Origin of the sequence: Brachybacterium sp. GPGPB12 (assembly GCF_038396325.1) — a bacterium.
Classification (GTDB): Bacteria; Actinomycetota; Actinomycetes; order Actinomycetales; family Dermabacteraceae; genus Brachybacterium; species Brachybacterium conglomeratum.
This window is the reverse complement of sequence record NZ_CP149573.1, coordinates 2472189-2489461: the sequence shown is the minus strand read 5'-3', so window position 1 is coordinate 2489461 and position 17273 is coordinate 2472189. Positions and strand designations below refer to the sequence as shown.

The 17273-nt window shown below is 70.5% G+C and carries 14 protein-coding genes and 3 pseudogenes; 7 read left to right on the top strand and 10 right to left on the bottom strand.

All coding sequences use genetic code 11. The features are described from left to right. Positions 1–48: 48 nt before the first annotated feature. The 6 genes from WKH84_RS14475 to WKH84_RS14450 form a co-directional block, all read right to left on the bottom strand. Positions 49–879: a sugar phosphate isomerase/epimerase gene (locus WKH84_RS14475; RefSeq protein WP_341854156.1), complete on the bottom strand. Its 831-nt coding sequence runs from the start codon at positions 877–879 to the stop codon at positions 49–51. Continuing rightward, the gene (locus WKH84_RS14470; RefSeq protein WP_341854155.1) at positions 870–1082 is read right to left on the bottom strand and encodes a hypothetical protein; all 213 of its coding nucleotides are present in this window, start codon (positions 1080–1082) and stop codon (positions 870–872) included. The genes WKH84_RS14475 and WKH84_RS14470 overlap by 10 nt, the downstream gene beginning before the upstream one ends. Further along, positions 995–2305 carry a Gfo/Idh/MocA family oxidoreductase gene (locus WKH84_RS14465; RefSeq protein ID WP_341854154.1) on the bottom strand — a complete coding sequence of 437 codons (1311 nt, stop codon included), beginning with the start codon at positions 2303–2305 and terminating at the stop codon, positions 995–997. Before WKH84_RS14465 ends, WKH84_RS14470 begins: the two co-directional genes overlap by 88 nt. A gap of 199 nt (positions 2306–2504) precedes the next feature. Next, on the bottom strand, positions 2505–2966 hold the full coding sequence (locus WKH84_RS14460; RefSeq protein WP_341854153.1) for an MFS transporter: 462 nt from the start codon (positions 2964–2966) through the stop codon (positions 2505–2507). Then, entirely contained in the window at positions 2954–3640 is a 687-nt protein-coding gene (locus WKH84_RS14455) for an MFS transporter (protein ID WP_341854152.1), read from the bottom strand. The genes WKH84_RS14460 and WKH84_RS14455 overlap by 13 nt, the downstream gene beginning before the upstream one ends. Continuing rightward, entirely contained in the window at positions 3634–4119 is a 486-nt protein-coding gene (locus tag WKH84_RS14450) for an MFS transporter (protein WP_341854151.1), read from the bottom strand. The genes WKH84_RS14455 and WKH84_RS14450 overlap by 7 nt, the downstream gene beginning before the upstream one ends. A 458-nt stretch (positions 4120–4577) precedes the next feature. On the opposite strand from WKH84_RS14450, the pseudogene iolD reads away from it, so the two are divergent. The 5 genes and pseudogenes from iolD (at position 4578) to WKH84_RS14425 (ending at position 11657) form a co-directional block, all read left to right on the top strand. Then, positions 4578–6561, top strand: a pseudogene (gene iolD, locus WKH84_RS14445) (3D-(3,5/4)-trihydroxycyclohexane-1,2-dione acylhydrolase (decyclizing)). Positions 6562–6716: 155 nt separating this feature from the next. Continuing rightward, positions 6717–8213, top strand: a complete 1497-nt coding sequence (locus WKH84_RS14440; protein WP_341854150.1) for a CoA-acylating methylmalonate-semialdehyde dehydrogenase — start codon at positions 6717–6719, stop codon at positions 8211–8213. Between the two features lie 371 nt (positions 8214–8584). Next, positions 8585–9541: a TIM barrel protein gene (locus WKH84_RS14435; protein ID WP_341854149.1), complete on the top strand. Its 957-nt coding sequence runs from the start codon at positions 8585–8587 to the stop codon at positions 9539–9541. Between the two features lie 66 nt (positions 9542–9607). After that, a complete protein-coding gene (locus WKH84_RS14430) occupies positions 9608–10489 on the top strand; it encodes a sugar phosphate isomerase/epimerase (protein WP_341854148.1) in 882 nt (293 codons plus the stop codon). After that, on the top strand, positions 10482–11657 hold the full coding sequence (locus WKH84_RS14425; RefSeq protein WP_341854147.1) for a Gfo/Idh/MocA family oxidoreductase: 1176 nt from the start codon (positions 10482–10484) through the stop codon (positions 11655–11657). Before WKH84_RS14430 ends, WKH84_RS14425 begins: the two co-directional genes overlap by 8 nt. A gap of 467 nt (positions 11658–12124) precedes the next feature. On the opposite strand, the pseudogene WKH84_RS14420 reads toward WKH84_RS14425, so the two are convergent. From WKH84_RS14420 to WKH84_RS14405, 4 genes and pseudogenes are all read right to left on the bottom strand, one after another. Beyond that, positions 12125–13021 (bottom strand): annotated as a pseudogene (locus WKH84_RS14420) (alpha-L-fucosidase); the annotation flags it as partial. Positions 13022–13146: 125 nt separating this feature from the next. Beyond that, a complete protein-coding gene (locus WKH84_RS14415) occupies positions 13147–14010 on the bottom strand; it encodes a carbohydrate ABC transporter permease (protein WP_341854146.1) in 864 nt (287 codons plus the stop codon). Then, entirely contained in the window at positions 14000–14950 is a 951-nt protein-coding gene (locus tag WKH84_RS14410) for a sugar ABC transporter permease (protein WP_341854145.1), read from the bottom strand. Before WKH84_RS14410 ends, WKH84_RS14415 begins: the two co-directional genes overlap by 11 nt. Beyond that, positions 14947–16206, bottom strand: a complete 1260-nt coding sequence (locus WKH84_RS14405; protein WP_341854144.1) for a sugar ABC transporter substrate-binding protein — start codon at positions 16204–16206, stop codon at positions 14947–14949. Before WKH84_RS14405 ends, WKH84_RS14410 begins: the two co-directional genes overlap by 4 nt. 355 nt (positions 16207–16561) lie before the next feature. On the opposite strand from WKH84_RS14405, the pseudogene WKH84_RS14400 reads away from it, so the two are divergent. Further along, positions 16562–16705 (top strand): annotated as a pseudogene (locus WKH84_RS14400) (GntR family transcriptional regulator); the annotation flags it as partial. A gap of 103 nt (positions 16706–16808) precedes the next feature. Continuing rightward, entirely contained in the window at positions 16809–17255 is a 447-nt protein-coding gene (locus WKH84_RS14395; RefSeq protein ID WP_341854143.1) for an FCD domain-containing protein, read from the top strand. The last annotated feature ends 18 nt before the right edge of the window (positions 17256–17273 follow it).

The window sequence follows — 17273 nt, the reverse complement described above, 5'->3', positions numbered from 1 at the left end:
GGCCCATCCCATGAGAAGTGCGGGAATCAGGCCCGATAACGACACTTCTCATGGGATCGACGGGGCCGCCGCCGGGCTCAGACCCCGGCGGCCTCGGCGGCGGCGAGGAGGGTGCGGGCGCCGCGCTCGAGGCCCTCGACCTTGCCGAAGGCCGCGTCCTCGTGCTCGATGTTGACGCTGAGGTTCGGGTTCACCGCGGCGAGCGCCGTGAGGAACCGGGTCCAGTAGTCCACGTCGTGCCCCTCGCCGAGGGCCACGAAGCGCCAGGCCGGGTCCTCCGGCCAGGTGCTTCAGTAGTGGCCGATGCCGGTGGGGGTGCGCTGGGCGGGGTCCTCGGGCACCGGGCCGAAGACGGTGTCGAGCACGCCGCGCACGGTCGCGCCGGGCGACACCGCGGTGTCCTTGGCGTGCACGTGGGTGATGTGCCCGCCGAGCCGCTCGATGCAGTCGATCGGCTCCATCTGCTTGCCAGAACAGGTGCGAGGGATCGAGGTTCACACCGATGTTCGTCGGCTCCACGCGGTCGAGGAACTGCTCGAAGGTGAGCGGGGAGAAGACGAGGTTGCGCGGGTGCATCTCGAAGGCGAGCCGCACGTCGCGCTCCCGGGCGAGGGCGTCGATCTCCTTCCAGAAGGGCACCGCGACGGACCACTGGTGCTCGAGGATCTCCAGGTCGATCCCGTTCCAGGGGTTCACGATCCAGGCCGGGTAGCGGGCGCCGGGGTCGGTGCCGGGCGTGCCGGACATCGCGACCACGTCGCGCACGCCGAGGCCGCCGGCGAGCTCGATGGTGCGGCGCAGGTCGTGGGCGTGCGGGAGGCCCTCGGTGGGCAACGGGGAGAGGGGGTTGCCGGAGACGGTCAGGCCCGTCAGCTCCATGCCCTTGTCGGCGAAGAGGGCGCGCGCGCGCCGCGCTCCTTCTCGCTGGCCAGCGGCGCGTCGACGTGGGCGTGCGGGGAGGGGATGAAGCCGCCGGTGTTGAGCTCGGCGCCCTTCAGGCCCGCCGCGGCGAGCACGTCGAGGGCCTCGGAGAGGGAGCGGTCCTGCAGGCAGGCGGTGTAGGCGCCGTAGGTGAAGGCCATGTCGGGTCCTTTCGGTGGTCGTGGACGGGATCAGTCGATCTGGATCGCCGCGCCGCCGCGCTCTGCGGACTCGGCGACCGCGCCGAGGATCCGCATCTGGCGGTAGCCGTCGGAGAAGCTCGCGCGCGCGGCAGGGCGCCGTCCTCGATGCCCGCGACCTGCTGGAGGAAGGCGTGGGCCTGGTAGGTGAACTGCTCGATCTGGTTCAGGCCCACGCCGCCGAAGGCCATGGAGGAGCCGTTCTTGAAGTAGGGGAAGTCGGGGTTGACCAGCACCTGACGCAGGCCGCCGAGGCCCGCGGGCGAGGAGCCGTCGGCCAGCTGGATCTCGCCGGTGCGGTCCAGGGACCAGGTGGCGGAGCCGCCGGTGCCGAGCACGGCGAGGTTCTTGTAGTTGGGCAGGCCGTGGGCGACGCGGGAGACGGAGAAGGTGCCGGCCGCGCCGGAGGCGAAGCGGGCGGTGAAGGTCGCGACGTCGTCGTTCTCCACCTCCTCCTTCGGGGCGTCGGTCGCGGCGGTGACCCCGCGGCCGCCCGCGACGGCGCCGGTCACGACCGGGCGCTCGGCGATGGTGCGGACCAGTCGCGCACCGGAGACCTCGATGACCGGGCCCATGATCAGCTCGGCGGAGTCCACCAGGTGCGAGCCGACGTCGCCGAGGGCGCCGGAGCCCATCGGGCCCTTGTAGCGCCAGGCCATCGGCACGTTCGGGTCGGCGCCGTAGTCGCACCAGTAGCGGGCGTCGAGGTGGGTGACCTCGCCGAGCGCGCCCTCCTGCGCGAGCTTGGCGAGCATGGCGATGCCGGCGTTGCGGCGGAAGGTGTAGCCGGTGGCAAGGACCAGGTCGGGGTGCTTCGCCTCGAGCTCGGCCATGGCCTTCGCGTCCTCGAGGGTGCCGGCCAGGGGCTTCTCGCAGAGCACGTGCTTGCCGGCGGCGGCCATAGCCTCGGCGATCTCGCGGTGCAGGGCGTTGCCCACCACGATCGAGACGATGTCGATGGAGTCGTCGCCTGCGACCTCGCGCCAGTCGCCGACGGCCTTCTCGTAGCCGTAGCGCTTCGCGGCGTCCTCGGCGAAGGGCAGGTGGGCGTCGGCGATGGTCGCCAGGCGCACGGGCGGGAGGCCGAGGTCGTAGACGGTGCCGGCCTGGCGCCAGGCGTTGGCGTGGGTCTTGCCGGCCATGCCGGCTCCGATCACGGCGACGGAGAGCGGTGCGGTGGTCATGGGATGGTCCTCTCGGGTCGAGCGACCGACGGGGTCGGCGGGACGGATGACGTGCGGGACCTGCGGGTCGGGTGACGAGCAGGGGGCTGGTGGGGCAGGTGCGGCGCCGGGGTGGATCGGACGGAATGCCGCGCGGCCGGTCGGGTGGGACGTGCCACCGGCCCGGGCGCGACCGACGTGCGCGCGGCCCGTCACGCCGTCAGCGCAGGCGGATGACGCCGCCGGCCTCGCGGAACTCCCACTCGATGCGCTCGAGGGTGAACTTCCGCGTCTCCGGCACCCGCAGGTAGTACCAGGTGACGGCGAAGATGTTGATCGCGGCGAACAGGCCGTAGGTGAACACCGGGCCGACCCCGTCCATCAGGACCGGGAAGGTGACCGTGACCAGCATGTTCGCCAGCCACAGGAGCATGACGGCGAAGCCGTTGGCGGCGCCGCGGATCGAGGCCGGGAAGATCTCCGAGAGCATCACCCACATGACCGGGCCGGGGCCCGACTGCATGCCGAGCATGAACAGCACGATCACGACCACGACGAGATACGGGACGAATCCGGGGATGTCCGGCGAGACGGTGCCGTCGAGGTTGATGTACGGGTTGATGCCGATCAGGAAGATCGCGGTCATCGCGATGAGGGACAGGGTGAGGATCACCTGTCCCACGAGCGACACCTGGCGTCGGCCGAAGCGGCGCGCGCGAGCAGGCCCGCGGCGGAGCCGATCACGGAGGCGACGCCGGTGAAGACGTTGAGGATGATCGAGGCCTGCGAGTCGAAGCCGGCCGCCATCAGCACCTTCGGGGCGTAGTACATCATCGTGTTCACGCCGGTGAGCTGCTGCAGGATCGCGAAGGTGCCGCCGAAGATGATGATCGAGCGCGCCCACGGGACCCTGAAGCCGGCGCGCAGGCTGAGCTTCTCCCGTTTGGCCTCGAGGCGGCGGGCCTCCTCCATCTCGGCGACCTCGGTGAGGACGTCGTGCCTGCCCTCGATGCGCGACCGCTTGAGGGAGCCGATCGCCTCCTTGAGCTCGCCGCGGCTGACGTGCCAGCGGGCGGACTCCGGCATCAGACGGATCCCGATCCACAGCGCGATCGCGGGGATCGAGCAGAGCACGAGCATGTAGCGCCAGGCGTGGCCGTTGCCCTCGGAGACGCTGACCCCGGCGATGCCGGCGAGCAGGTCCCAGGAGACCGTCTCCCCTGCCTGGTAGGTGCCGGAGGGGTCGTTCTCGACGACGGCCTGGGGCCCGCCCTGCAGCGAGGCGATCACGGCGTTGAAGGCGAAGGCGGCGAGCTGGCCGGTGACGATCATGAGCTGGTCGACCGCGACTAGCATGCCGCGGCCGCTCCTTGGGCGCGGACTCGGAGAGGTAGACCGGCACGGTGGTGGAGGCGCCGCCGACGGCGAGGCCCAGCACGAAGCGGGCGATGTACATCAGGACGATGTTCGGGGCGAGGGCGCAGCCCGACGGCGCCGACGAAGAAGAGCACCGCGAGCGGCAGGATGTTGTGGCGTCGGCCGTAGCGGTCCGAGAGGCGGCCGCCGACGATCGCGCCGACGGCGCGCGAACCGAACAGCAGGAAGCCGCCGATCAGACCCTCCTCGAGGGAGGTCAGGGCGAGGCCGCCCGCCTCGGAGGGCAGGTGCATGTAGGGCAGGGCGCCGGAGATCACGCCGGTGTCGTAGCCGAAGAGGAAGCCGCCGAGGCAGGCGACGACGGCGAGGAATCCGATCGAGCGCTTCTTCCCGGAGGCGGGGGTCTTCGCGACCAGCTCGCGTAATCTCTCGGTGGATTGCGACGGGGTGAGGCTCATGTTCCCTCCTTGGAACCTGAGACCGACGCCGGGGCGCCGGTGCGCGGTGCCGCCGGGCACCTGCGCGCTGTGCGGGGTCGCCCCCCGTCGATCCGCGGCGTCCCGATATGTCAGGGCGGAGGAGCGCTGGAGAGGCTTGATTGTCCTGTCTTAATGACCGAACAATACTGACGAGATGGCAAGCTAACACAGGATCCTGACCCGAGGAAGGGTCGTTCGACCCGAGCAAGCGAGCGCAGATCGCGCCTACCTGGAGCTTTACCACAGGCATCTGCGGGGAATCTTGTCATGACAAAGTGTTGACAGGTTCGGTCTCGCGGGCCATGCTTGTCCCACGAGCTCACCGTCGAGTGGACCCCGCGCGGTCACCGGCAGTGACGACGACCTCCCGCCGGCATGCACGGCGGGTCCGACCTTCCCGCCCCATCGTGCGGCGGGCCTGCATCACGGAGGCGAAGATGAGCGAGAACCCTTCGGCCCCCGCCGCGGCGTCGGCCGCCGGCGCATCGTCGGCCCCCGCCGGCACGATCCGGCTCACCGTCGCCCAGGCCCTGGTGCGCTTCCTCGCCGCTCAGCACAGCGAGCGCGACGGCGTGCGGCGCCGTCTGATCCCCGGCGCCTTCGGCATCTTCGGCCACGGCAACGTCGCGGGCGTCGGCCAGGCGCTCCTGCAGAACGCGCTGGCTCCCGCCCCCGCCGAGGCCGGCGCGCCCGTCGAGGTCGCTATCCCCGCCGAGGCGGAGATGCCCTACTACCAGGCGCGCAACGAGCAGAACATGGTCCACACGGCCGTGGCCTACGCGCGCACGAAGAACCGTCTGCAGGCCATGGCATGCACCGCCTCGATCGGCCCGGGCTCGACGAACATGGTCACCGGCGCGGCGCTTGCGACCATCGACCGGATCCCCGTGCTGATCCTGCCCAGCGACGTCTTCGCCAACCGCGCCGTGGACCCCGTCGCGCAGCGGCTCGAGGACGAGCGGGCCATGGACGTCACCGTCAACGACGCCTTCCGCCCCGTCTCCCGCTACTTCGACCGCATCTGGCGGCCCGAGCGGCCTGATCCCCTCGCTGCTGGCCGCGATGCGCGTGCTCACCGACCCCGCCGAGACCGGCGCCGCGACGATCTGCCTCCCCCAGGACGTGCAGGCCGAGGCGCACGACTGGCCCGTGGAGCTGTTCGCCGAGCGCACCTGGCACGTCGGCCGCCCCGTGCCGGAGCCCGCGGCGCTCGACCGCGCGCTCGAGGTGATCCGCGGGGCGGAGCGCCCCGTCGTCATCGCCGGCGGCGGCGCGATCTACTCCGAGGCGAGCGAGGCGCTCGCGGCCTTCACCGACGCGACCGGCATCCCGGTGCTGGACACCCAGGCCGGCAAGGGCGCGCTGAGCGCCGACCACCCGCTGTGCCTCGGCGGCGTCGGCGCGACCGGCAACGACGCGGCGAACACGCTCGCGGCCGAGGCCGACGTGGTGATCGGCGTGGGCACCCGCTACACCGACTTCACCACCGCCTCCCACACCGCCTTCCGCAACCCCGACGTGCGCTTCGTGAACCTCAACGTCAAGGCCTTCGACGCCGCGAAGCACGCCGCGACCATGCTGGTGGCCGACGCCCGCGAGGGCCTCGGCGCGCCGCAGGCCGGGCTCGAGGGCTGGCAAGCACCGGCCGAGCACGGCGAGCGCGCCAGGCGACTCCGCGCCGACTGGGAGCGACTCGTCGAGCCCTGCTTCCAGCCCCACGACCAGGAGCCGCCCGCCCAGACCGAGATCTTCGGCGCGCTGAACGAGCTGATGGGCGACACCGACATCATCATCAACGCCGCCGGGTCCATGCCCGGCGACCTGCAGGCGCTGTGGAAGGCCCGCTCCCCGCAGCAGTACCACCTCGAGTACGGCTACTCCTGCATGGGCTACGAGTCGCCGGCCTCGCTCGGCGCGAAGATGGCCGCGCCGGAGTCGGAGGTCGTCGCGATCATCGGCGACGGCACCTTCCAGATGGCGCCGCAGGAGATCGCGACCATCGTCGCCGAGCGGATCAAGGTCATCCTGGTGATCCTGCAGAACCACGGCTGGTCCTCGATCGGCTCCCTCTCGGAGTCCCACGGCGCCCAGCGCTTCGGCACCAAGTACCGCATGCGCGACGAGAACAGCGGGATGCTCGACGGCGACAAGCTCCCCTTCGACATCCCCGCGAACATCCGCTCCTACGGCCTCGAGGTGCAGGAGGTCTCCGACACCGAGTCCTTCCGCGAGGCGTACCGCCGCGCGGAGCAGTCCGAGGAGGCGACCGCGATCGTGGTCAACACGAACCTGTACGGCCCGAACCCGCCCGGGATCGGCTGGTGGGACGTGCCGGTCAGCGCCGTCTCCCGCCTGGAGTCCACCCAGCAGGCCCGCGCCCAGTACGAGCAGGACCTCGTCCCGCGCCGCCACTACCTCTGACCCGTTCCAGGCCGCGCACGATTCTGCGTCCTGTGCGTGACCTCAACTCCATATACGTCCTGAGGTCACGCCTGGAGCGCAGAAGTTCGCGCGCCGCCACTACCTCTGACCCACTGCAGACCACCCCCGACACCCCACCTCCGAGGAGAGACACCATGGGATACGAGATCACTCACTGGATCGACGGCCGCGAGGTCGCCGGCGCCGGCTCCACCCAGCCGATCATGAACCCCGCCACCGGCGGCGAGGTCGGCACGCTGCGGCTCGGCGACGCCTCCACCGTCGACCAGGCCGTCGAGGTCGCCCGGCGCGCGCAGAAGGAGTGGGCGAAGGTCTCGCTCTCCAAGCGCACCCAGATCCTCTACCGCATGCGGCGGCTGATGATCGAGAACACCGACGAGATCGCCGTCGTGATCTCCCGCGAGCACGGCAAGACCGTCGGCGACGCGAAGGGCGAGATCGCCCGCGGCCTGGAGACCCTCGAGTTCGCCACCTCCATCACGCAGGACCTCAAGGGCGGCTTCTCCCAGAACATCTCCACCGGCGTGGACGGCCACACCCTGCGCCAGCCGCTCGGCGTCGTCGCCGGCATCACCCCCTTCAACTTCCCGGCGATGGTGCCCTTCTGGATGCACCCGATCGCGATCGCGACCGGCAACGCCTTCATCCTCAAGCCCTCCGAGCGCGACCCCTCCGCCTCGAACATCGTCGCCCGCCTCTACCAGGAGGCCGGCCTGCCCGACGGTGTGTTCCAGGTGGTCCACGGCGGCAAGACCGTCGTCGACGCGCTGTGCGAGCATGACGGCGTCGCGGCCGTTTCCTTCGTCGGCTCCACCCCGATCGCCAAGCACGTCCACGCCACCGCCTCCGCGGCCGGCAAGCGCGTCCAGGCCCTCGGCGGCGCGAACAACCACGCCGTGGTGATGCCGGATGCGAACGTCGAGTTCGCCGCCGCGCAGGTCGCCTCGGGCGCCTTCGGCTCCGCCGGCGAGCGCCGCATGGCCGTCCCGGTCGCGGTGACCGTGGGCGACGTGCACGAGGAGTTCCTCGCCGCGATCAAGGCCGAGGCCGAGAAGCTCGTGGTCGGCCCGGGCGATGACGAGAGGACCGACATGCCGCCGGTCATCACGCCCGACGCGAAGGCGCGCGTGATCCGCATGACCGACGAGGCCGAGCAGGCCGGCGCCACCATCGTCGTCGACGGCCGCGGGCTCGTGGTCGAGGGCCACGAGAACGGCAACTTCGTGGGGCCGACGATCATCACCGATCTGGCCGCCGACCACCCGACCTACACCGAGGAGGTCTTCGGCCCGGTGCTCGTGGTGATGCACGTGAACAACTTCGACGAGGCGATCGACCTGGTCAACGCCTCGCCGTTCGGCAACGGGACCGCGATCTTCACCGACTCCGGCCACTACGCGCGCCGCTTCGAGGACGAGATCCAGGTGGGCATGATCGGCATCAACGTCCCGATCCCGACCCCGGTGGGCTACTACTCCTTCGGCGGCTGGAAGGACTCGCTGTTCGGCGAGCACCACGCCCACGGCCCCGAGGGCGTCTCCTTCTACACCCGCCAGAAGGCCGTCACCACCCGCTGGCCCTCGCAGAACGAGTCGGTCGAGTCCTCGATGAGCTTCCCGACCCACGACTGAGCAGACCGCACGGGCGGCCGACGGGGCCGGGCGGCCTCCGTCGGCCGCCCGGCCCGTCGGCCATCCGACCTGTCCTGTCAGCCGCCCGCCCAGCCCGTCGGCCTCCTTGCCCGTCCCGTCTGCCGCCTGGCCCGTCCCGTCAGCCGCCTGGACCGTCTCGCTGGCCGCTCAGTCCGGCGCTTCAGCCGCATGGCCCGTCCCGTCGGCCCCCGGGTTCCCGGCCCCGCAGGTTTTACGTCCGCTACGACTCATAGCGAGCACCCGCATGAGTCGTAGCGACAGCAAAACCTCATCCGCGCCCGCGCCGCCGCCGGCTCCATGGCCGGCACCCCCGGCCTCACGCCCCGCATGACCTCCGAAGGAGCAGAGTCTTGACCACCACCTCGCCCTCCCCCGCCGCCGGCGACAAGTCGCGCAATCCCGAGGCGCCCTACGACAAGCTCACGATCGGCGTGTGCCCCGACCAGTGGGGCGTGTGGTTCCCCGAGGACGAGAAGCAGATCCCGTGGCGCACCGCGCTCGGCGAGATGGCCGAGGCCGGCTTCTCCGTGATGGAGACCGGGCCGTGGGGCTACTTCCCGAAGGACGCGAAGGAGCTGAAGTCCGTGATGGACGAGCACGGCTTCCGTGTCGTGGCCGGGACCGGCTGGGGCATCCTGCACAAGGAGGAGGCCTGGCCGGAAACGGAGAGGACCTTCCGCGCGATCGCCGAGACCCACGCCGCCGTCGGCGCGGAGCACATGGTGCACCTGCCGCCGATGTACCGCGACGAGAAGACCTGGGAGTTCACCGACGACCGTGAGCTGACCGGCGAGGCGTGGCGACGCTACGTCGAGAACGCGAACGAGCTGGGCCGCATCATGAAGCAGGACTACGGCCTGACGATGGTGTCGCACCCCCACGGCGACTCCCACATCGAGACGCCGGAGGAGATCGCCCGCGTGTTCGAGGCGACCGACCCGGAGCTGGTCTCGTTCTGCCTGGACACGGGCCACATCGTCTACGGCGGCGGCGACCCGGTCTCGATGATCGACGAGTACCCCGAGCGGATCGGCTACGTGCACATCAAGGCCTTCGACCCGGACATCACCCGCGAGGCGCACGAGAAGGACTGGCCCTTCGGCGAGGCCGTCGCCAAGGGCGCCTCGGTGAAGCCGCCGGCGGGCCTGCCGGACATGAAGGACCTGGTCCAGAAGCTGGCGACCCTCGACAAGGAGCTGTACGTGATCTGCGAGCAGGACCTCTACCCCTGCGATCCGTCGCTCCCGCCGCCCAATGCCATCGCGACCCGTGAGTTCCTGGCCGAGTGCGGCCTGGGCGTGAAGTGACCCGTCCCCGCTGGCCCCGCCGCGCCGCGCACCGCGTGGGCTCCCGCCCCCCGAAGGAGGACCTCCATGGTGAAGATCCTGCTGGACCCGTCCATGTACCACCCGCACCTCAGCGTCGCGGAGGAGCTCGCGAAGGCCGCCGAGCTCGGCTTCGAGTACCTCGAGCTCTCCCCGCGCGCGGACTTCCACGAGTGGCACCACTACCCCAAGGTGGACCGTCACCAGATAGCCGAGGTGAAGCAGGCGATGAAGGACACGGGGGTGAAGATCTGGACCATGAACCCCGTCTTCGACTGGGCGAGCCCCGACGAGCAGGAGCGCCAGGCGCAGGTGCGCAACTGGAGGCGGTCGCTGGAGATCGCGGACGCCCTCGAGGTGCCGCTGATCGCGACCGAGTTCTCCGGCGACCCGAACCGTCCCCGGCAGAGCGAGGGCCAGTTCTACAGGTCGATGGAGGAGCTGATCCCCGTCTTCGAGAAGTACGGTCTGGAGTGCACGATCGAGGCGCACCCCTACGACTTCGTCGAGGAGAACGACCGGGCCGTGCAGATCATCCGCGGCGTGGACCGCGACTGGCTGAACTACGAGTTCTGCTTCCCCCACGCCTATCACCTGGGCCAGGGCGCCCGGGATCCGCGCGAGATGATGGACTACGCCGGTGACCGGCTGAAGCACCTGCACATCGCGGACGTCTTCGACCACACCGCGAACGTCGGCAACCGCTACATCATGAACCCGCCCGGGGCCGACGCCCGGATCCACCAGCACAACGAGATCGGCAACGGCGAGATCGACTGGGACGCCGCCTTCGGCTACCTGCGCGAGCGCGAGTACGACGGGCCCGTGTCCGTGTGCGTGTTCGGCTGGGAGGAGGAGGCCGACGCGATCAACGTGCGGATGCGCGAGCGGATCCAGAAGGAGCTCGGGCAGGGAGGCCCCCATGCGTGAGATCAGCATCGGTGTGGTGAGCCTCGGCTGGATGGGGCGGTCGCATTCCGCGTCCTACCAGCGGATCCCCTCCCGCTTCGCGGAGCTGGGCATCCGCCCGCGGCTCGTGGTCGCGGCGGATCCGATCGAGGAGAACCAGAAGGCCGCCGTCGAGCAGTTCGGCTTCGAGAAGGCCGTCGCCTCGATCGACGAGGTCCTCGCCGATCCCGAGGTCGAGGCGATCTCGATCTGCTCCCCGAACTTCCTCCACCGCGACTTCGCGGTGAAGGCGGCCGCGGCGGGCAAGCCCTTCTGGATCGAGAAGCCGATGGGCGTCTCCGCCGAGCAGGCCCGCGAGATCCGCGACGCCGCGGCCGCGGCCCGGGACGGCGCCGGCATCGCGACCGCGGTGGGCTTCAACTACCGCCACGCCCCCGCGATCGCGCACCTGCGCGAGCTGGTCCAGGGCGGGCGGCTGGGGCGGATCACGAACGTGCGCTGCTGGCTGATCGCCGACTACGCCTCCTCCCCCGAGGGGCCTCTGACCTGGCGCTACGACCGTTCCAAGGGCGGCGGCGGCGTGATCGGCGACCTGCTCTCGCACGGCGCGGACCTGGTCCAGCACGTCACCGGGCAGCGGATCGCCGAGGTCTCCGCGACCACCGACATCTTCGTCCGCGACCGGCCGATCCCGACGAAGCTCGGCGTGGGCCACGGCGGCTTCGAGGTGGGCGAGGAGCGCGGAGAGGTCGAGAACGAGGACTGGGTCGCGGCGCTCGCCCGGCTCGACGGCGGGGCGCACGCGACGCTGGAGTCCTCCCGCGTCGGCCGCGGCCATCGCAGCGACTACGCGCTGGAGGTGTTCGGCACCGAGGGCTCGGCCCGCTGGTCCTTCACCCGCATGAACGAGTTCGAGGTGATGATCGGCGAGGGCGGCACCGAGCACGGCTACACCACCGTGCTCGCCGGTCCCGGCCACGGCGACTACGAGCATTTCCAGCCCGGCCCCGGCATCCCCATGAGCTTCGACGACCTCAAGACCATCGAGGGCGCCGCCTTCCTCTCCGACGTCGTGGGCGGCACGCACCGCGCTCCGAGCGCCGAGGACGGGCTCAGCGCCGCCGAGATCTGCGAGGCGATCGTGCGCTCGGCCGCCTCCCGCGGCTGGGAGGGCGTCGTCCAGGGGTGAGGATCGACGGGCGGAGGCGCCCGACGGGAACGGGGCGGGGCCGCAGTGCGGCACCGCCCCGTCCGTGCTCTGGTCAGCCCACTCGCGCCGCGGACACCGCGACCGGTGCGGCGTCCTCGCCGGCGAGGGTCACCTCGACCCCGCCCGTCGGCCAGTCGAAGCCGGCGGGCGGCGCCGACGGGTCGAGCCGCAACGAGCCGGCCGGGCCGCTGAGGAAGACGTGGCACACCCCGTCCTTCTCGACCGCCCGCGCCCAGTCGACCCCGTCGAGCTCCAGCTCGCCGAGGCCGCGGGAGCCGGCCAGGTGCGCCTTGTGCTCGGCCATGAACTCGCCGAGCGACTCGAGCGCCGCGACCTGCGGCTCGTGGAGCGCGCCGTCGGCGCGCGGGCCGACGTTCAGCGAAGACCCGCCCGCCCTTCGAGACCGCGTCGACGACATGGCGCACGGCCTGCGCCCCGGACATGTACTGGGAGGCGTCCTCGACCTGGTTGTAGCCGAAGGAGAGCCCCACGCCGCGGCAGTTCTCCCACGGCTGGCCGTCGGGGATCTCGCCGGCCTGGTACTCGGTGGTCACGAAGTCCTGGTGCGCGCCGGCGAAGCGGTCGTTGATCAGGCCCTCGGGACGCTCCGCGTAGAAGTGCTCGAGCGACTGGCCGAGCCCGCCCTCCTCGAAGTGGAAGTTCTCGTCGGGCCAGCCGATGTCGTTCCAGAAGACGTCGGGGGAGTAGCGGTCGATGAGGTCGCGGACGTGGGAGGCGCAGTACTTCCCGTACTCGTCGTCCCGCGGACGCTTCAGGTCGTGCACGTCCTCACCGCTGACCAGCGGCTCCGTCGGCCGGACGTGCCAGTCCAGACCGCCGGAGTAGTAGACGCCGAAGCGCATGCCCGCCTCGGTCACCGCGCTCGCGATCTCGCCGACGAGGTCCCGCTGCGGGCCACGGCGGACGGTGTTGCGGTCCCCGGTGCCGGGTGCGTCCCACAGGGTCACGCCGTCGTGGTGCTTGGTGGTGGGCACGACGTAGTCCGCGCCCGCGCGGCGGAACAGGTCGGCCCAGGCCGCGGGGTCGAAGTCGGAGGTGTCCCACTGGTCCAGGAAGTCGTCGTAGGGCGCGTCGCCGTGGACCTCGCGGTGGTGCTCGGCCGCCGGGGAGCCCTCGATGCGGATCGTGTTGAAGTACCACTCGGCGTAGGGGTTGTGGGCGAACCACCCGAGATCGCTGTCGATCGCGCCGAGCTCTGCGGTGGGCTCGGCCCAGGCGGGCACGGAGTACGGGCCCCAGTGGATGAAGATGCCCAGCGGGGCGTCGCGGAACCAGTCGGGCAGTCGCTGCGGGAGGGAATCCCACTTCTCGGGGTCACGCATGGCAGGTGTCTCTCTTTCCTGGTGAGCGGTGCGGGCGAGTCGGTCGGCCGACGGGTGTCGGCCGCTTGGAGGGTCGGCATGATCGAGCAGGGCATCGGCACGGAGGGGCCGGCGGGTGGGGCGGATCAGCGGCCGCCGAAGCCACCCATCGACACCCCCTGCTGCAGCCGCTTCTGGAGCAGGACCACGATGAGCAGGCTCGGGAGGACCACGAGTGTCACCGCGGCCATGAGCGGTCCCCAGTCCGTCCCGCGCTCGCCCGAGAACATCTGCAGGCCGATCGGCACCGTCGCCATCGAGGCGTCGTTGACCACGATGAGCGGCCAGAGGAAGCTCCCCCAGTACTCGATGAACGCGAACACGAACACCACGGAGATCGGTGCCCGCAGCGGCGGGACGATCACACTGACCAAGGTGCGCAGACGGCTCGCGCCATCGATCGTGGCGGCCTCCTCGTAGTCGGCGGGGAGCGAGAGCAGGAACTGTCGGATCAGGAAGGTGCCGAAGGCTCCGAAGGCGAAGGGCAGGATCAGCGCGGGGTACGAGTTGACCAGGCCCGCCTTCTGCATCATGAGGTAGAGCGGGATGATCAGCACCTCCTGCGGCGGCACCATCGTGGCCAGGAACGCCCCGAACAGGGTGGCTCGGCCCCGGAAGCGCGACCGGCTGAAGGCGTAGGCGCTGAGCACCGACACCGTGACGGTCAGCGCCGCCCCGGCGAGGGCGACGAGGAAGCTGTTGACGAGGATCCGGCCGAAGGGGATCGCCGTCCACGCGACCGTGTAGTTGCTCCATTCGATCCGCGAGCCGAAGAAGCTCGTGCCGGTCGCGAAGACCTCGTCGGTGGGCTTCAGCGAGGTGGCCAGCATCCACACGAACGGGAACAGGAAGACGGCGCCGACCACGCAGATCAGGACGCGGGAGACCACGTCGCCGGGGCGGGGCCCGCTCCGGCCGCGGCGGACGGGGGTGACGGTCTCAGCTGTCATAGCTGACCCACCTCTTCTGTTGGCTGAACTGGAGGGCGGTGATCAGCATGACCAGGACGAACAGCACCCAGGCGAGGGCGGAGGCGTAGCCGAGCCGATCGAAGGAGAAGCCGTTGCGGTACAGGTGCGAGACGAGGGTGTTGGTCGCGTTGCCGGGACCGCCCTCGGTGAGCGCGTAGGGCTGGGCGAACACCTTGAAGGCGCCGATCACGGTCATGATCGTGCAGAAGAAGATGGTCGGCGACAGCATCGGGAAGACCACCCGGAAGAAGCGGTTCACAGGTCCTGCGCCGTCGATCCTGGAGGCCTCCAGCACGCTGGGGTTGATCCCTGCGATGCCGGCGCCGAGCACGATGATGTTGTAGCCCATGCCCTGCCACAGCGACATCATGACCAGGGAGAGCATCGCCCAGCCGGGAGTGTTGAGCCACTGCGGGCCCTGGATCCCGACTGCGGCGAGCATCTGGTTGATCACGCCGTCGTCGTTGAGCATGAGGCGGAAGATCAGCGCGTTGCCGATCATCGGCGTGACGACGGGGATGAAGAACAGCACCCGGAAGAACGCCGCCCACCGCCCGCCGAGGTTCATCAGCCAGTAGCTCAGGCCCAGCGCGACGACGAGGTTCACGGCGGTGTAGAGCACCGCGAAGATCAGCGTGTTGCGCAGGCTGATCCAGAAGGCGGGGTCCCCCGCGAGCATGTAGCGGTAGTTCTCGAGCCCGACGAACTCGGGGGCTCCGAACAGCGGCCAGTCGTAGACGCTGATGACCAGGGAGACGAGCAGCGGGACGACGATGAAGACGGCGAAGCCGAGCATGCCGGGGCTGAGGTAGAGCGCGGCGAGCGCTCCCCCGCGACGGCGTCCGGGAACGCCGCCGGCCGGGCCCGTGCGGGGCGCCGGCGCCGCGTCCACGGGGGCCGGGGCGACGGAGGCGGTCATCCGCCCACCGCCGTCTGGATCTCGCCGAGGATCTCCTCGGCGCTGCGGTTGCCCTGGAAGCCCTCGGTGGCGAACTGTGCGAACTGGGAGCCGACCTCGTTCCAGGTCGGGGTGGTGATCAGCGGGGCACCGTTCTGGGCGAGGGCGGTCATTGCGGCGACGTTGTCCTCCGGCTTGCCCTCCGCCCACTTCTCCTCCTGGGAGACGATCGAGGGGAAGGTGCCGCGGGAGTTGGCGACCGCTCCGATGACCTCCGGGGTCGTGATCGCCATGATCGAGGCGAACGCCGCCTCGGGGTCCTTCGCGTTCGAGGCGATCCCGAAGCCGGAGCCCTGGATGAGGCCCTTGGCCTCCCCGGACTCCGAGGGGACGATCGCGACGCCGAGGTCCTCTCCGAGGGCGTCGGCGTAGGCCTGGTACATCCAGGGACCGTCGAGGTACATCGCGACGTTGCCGTTCATGAGCTCCTGCTGGGCGGCGGGCTCGGAGTCGACGGCGGCGGGCGCCTTGGCGACCTGGTGCTCGGTGACGAGGTCGAAGCCGAACTGGAGTCCCTCGACGATCTTCGGGTCGGTGAGCGTGAGCGCGCCGTCGGTGACGGGGGTGCCGCCGTTGGCGAACCCGATCGACATGCCCAGGTGCACGAGGCCGGCGGAGATCGCGAGGCCGTAGGAGTCGCCGGAGGTCAGGGACTTCGCGTTGTCGAGGAACTGGTCCATCGTGTAGGTGGTCCCGGGCGGCTCCAGGCCCGCGTCGGTGAAGAGCGCCTTGTTGTAGAAGAGCACCATCGGCTCGGCGTCGTAGGGGATCGCGCGGACGGTGCCGTCGACGGTCATGCCTCCGATCATCGCCTCGTTGTACTGAGAAAGGTCGACGCCGGCTCCCTCGGCGAGGTCGTCGAGCGGGGCCAGCGGCGCGTCGAGCTCCTGAGCACGGGCCGCCTGCGTGGTCAGCGGCGCAGGGGCGTCGCCGGAGGACATCCGGGTCTTGACCTTGGTCCAGTAGTCCTCGAAGCTCGGCCCCTCGAGGGTCAGTGCGAACTCCGGGTCGGCCTCCTTCGCGGCATCGATGAAGGCCTGCCACTGCGCCCGGTCGTTCTCGTTGGAGATCCAGGTGTAGAGCGTGGTGCTGGGGTCGGAGCCGGAGCCCGACGACCCTCCGCGACCGGTCAGCAGGGCCAGCGGGGCCGCGGCGCCGAGCGCGGCAATCAGCGAGCGGCGGGACAGCGCGGGCAGTCGTTTCGTCGAAGCATTCATGTCATCTCCTCGAGGGGCGAAGGTCCTCGATGACCTTCAGGCGGTACCCTGGGGACACCCGATACATCGGATGTCTACTGCATCGGGAGCAACCATCCCGCAGAACATCGGAGGTGTCAACAGCCGCATCGGGGCGTCTGTCCGAATTCCCTGGACGAATCCGTGATCCTGCCTGGCCGGGACGCAGTCGTGCTTGAATCATCCCGGAGAGACATCCGACCATGGGGCGTGCCGCTCCCCCGGCCCCGCACCGCGTCGACTCGTCCAGGACGATTCCCCCGACCACCGACCCGCCCCGAACCGGACCAGCACGGCCTCGTCGCCCCGCACCGACCGACCTGAAGGAGAGGACGCCATGGCCTCCGCAGTCACCGACCGCGCCATCACCGCCATCAAGCAGATGGTGGTCGACGGCGAGCTGAAGCCCGGGGACCGGCTCCCTCCGGAGAAGGAGCTGTCCGAGCGGATCGGCGTTTCCCGCAACTCCCTGCGCGAGGCGGTCAAGGCGCTGTCCGTGATCCGCGTGCTCGACGTGCGCCAGGGCGACGGCACCTACGTCACTGCGCTCGAGCCCGAGCAGCCTGCTGGAGTCCCTCGCCTTCGTGCTGGACCTGCACCAGGACGCGAGCTACGTCGAGATCCTGGAGATCCGTCGCCTCCTGGAGCCGGTCGCGGTCGAGCAGGCGTGCCTGCACCTGACCGACGAGGACTTCTCCGCGCTCGAGCAGATCATGGAGGACATCGACGAGAGCTCGGGCATCGAGGAGCTGGTCGACGCCGACGTCGCCTTCCATCGCCTGATCAACGACCGCTGCCCCAACGACTACCTCAGCACGCCGCTGGAGAGCCTGGGCGGCTCCACGGCGCGGGCGCGGATCTGGCGCGGGCTGACGGACGACTCGGCGGTGGAGCGGACGCTGTCCGAGCATCGCCGCATCCTCGATGCGCTGAGGGCCCGCCGCCCGGATCTCGCCCGCACCTATGCCGCGGCGCACGTGGCCGGGGTCGAGTCCTGGCTGCTGCAGGAGGGCGAACCGCCGACGGAGTGAAGCGCCGTCGGTCGGGCG

Coding starts and splice junctions, on each gene's coding strand:
- WKH84_RS14475 (WP_341854156.1), bottom strand. CDS start 879: ATGGAGCTGACGGGCCTGACCGTCTCCGGCAACCCCCTCTCCCCGTTG.
- WKH84_RS14415 (WP_341854146.1), bottom strand. CDS start 14,010: ATGACAGCTGAGACCGTCACCCCCGTCCGCCGCGGCCGGAGCGGGCCC.
- WKH84_RS14430 (WP_341854148.1), top strand. CDS start 9,608: ATGGTGAAGATCCTGCTGGACCCGTCCATGTACCACCCGCACCTCAGC.
- WKH84_RS14440 (WP_341854150.1), top strand. CDS start 6,717: ATGGGATACGAGATCACTCACTGGATCGACGGCCGCGAGGTCGCCGGC.
- WKH84_RS14405 (WP_341854144.1), bottom strand. CDS start 16,206: ATGAATGCTTCGACGAAACGACTGCCCGCGCTGTCCCGCCGCTCGCTG.
- WKH84_RS14410 (WP_341854145.1), bottom strand. CDS start 14,950: ATGACCGCCTCCGTCGCCCCGGCCCCCGTGGACGCGGCGCCGGCGCCC.
- WKH84_RS14455 (WP_341854152.1), bottom strand. CDS start 3,640: ATGCTAGTCGCGGTCGACCAGCTCATGATCGTCACCGGCCAGCTCGCC.
- WKH84_RS14465 (WP_341854154.1), bottom strand. CDS start 2,305: ATGACCACCGCACCGCTCTCCGTCGCCGTGATCGGAGCCGGCATGGCC.
- WKH84_RS14450 (WP_341854151.1), bottom strand. CDS start 4,119: ATGAGCCTCACCCCGTCGCAATCCACCGAGAGATTACGCGAGCTGGTC.
- WKH84_RS14470 (WP_341854155.1), bottom strand. CDS start 1,082: ATGGCCTTCACCTACGGCGCCTACACCGCCTGCCTGCAGGACCGCTCC.
- WKH84_RS14425 (WP_341854147.1), top strand. CDS start 10,482: ATGCGTGAGATCAGCATCGGTGTGGTGAGCCTCGGCTGGATGGGGCGG.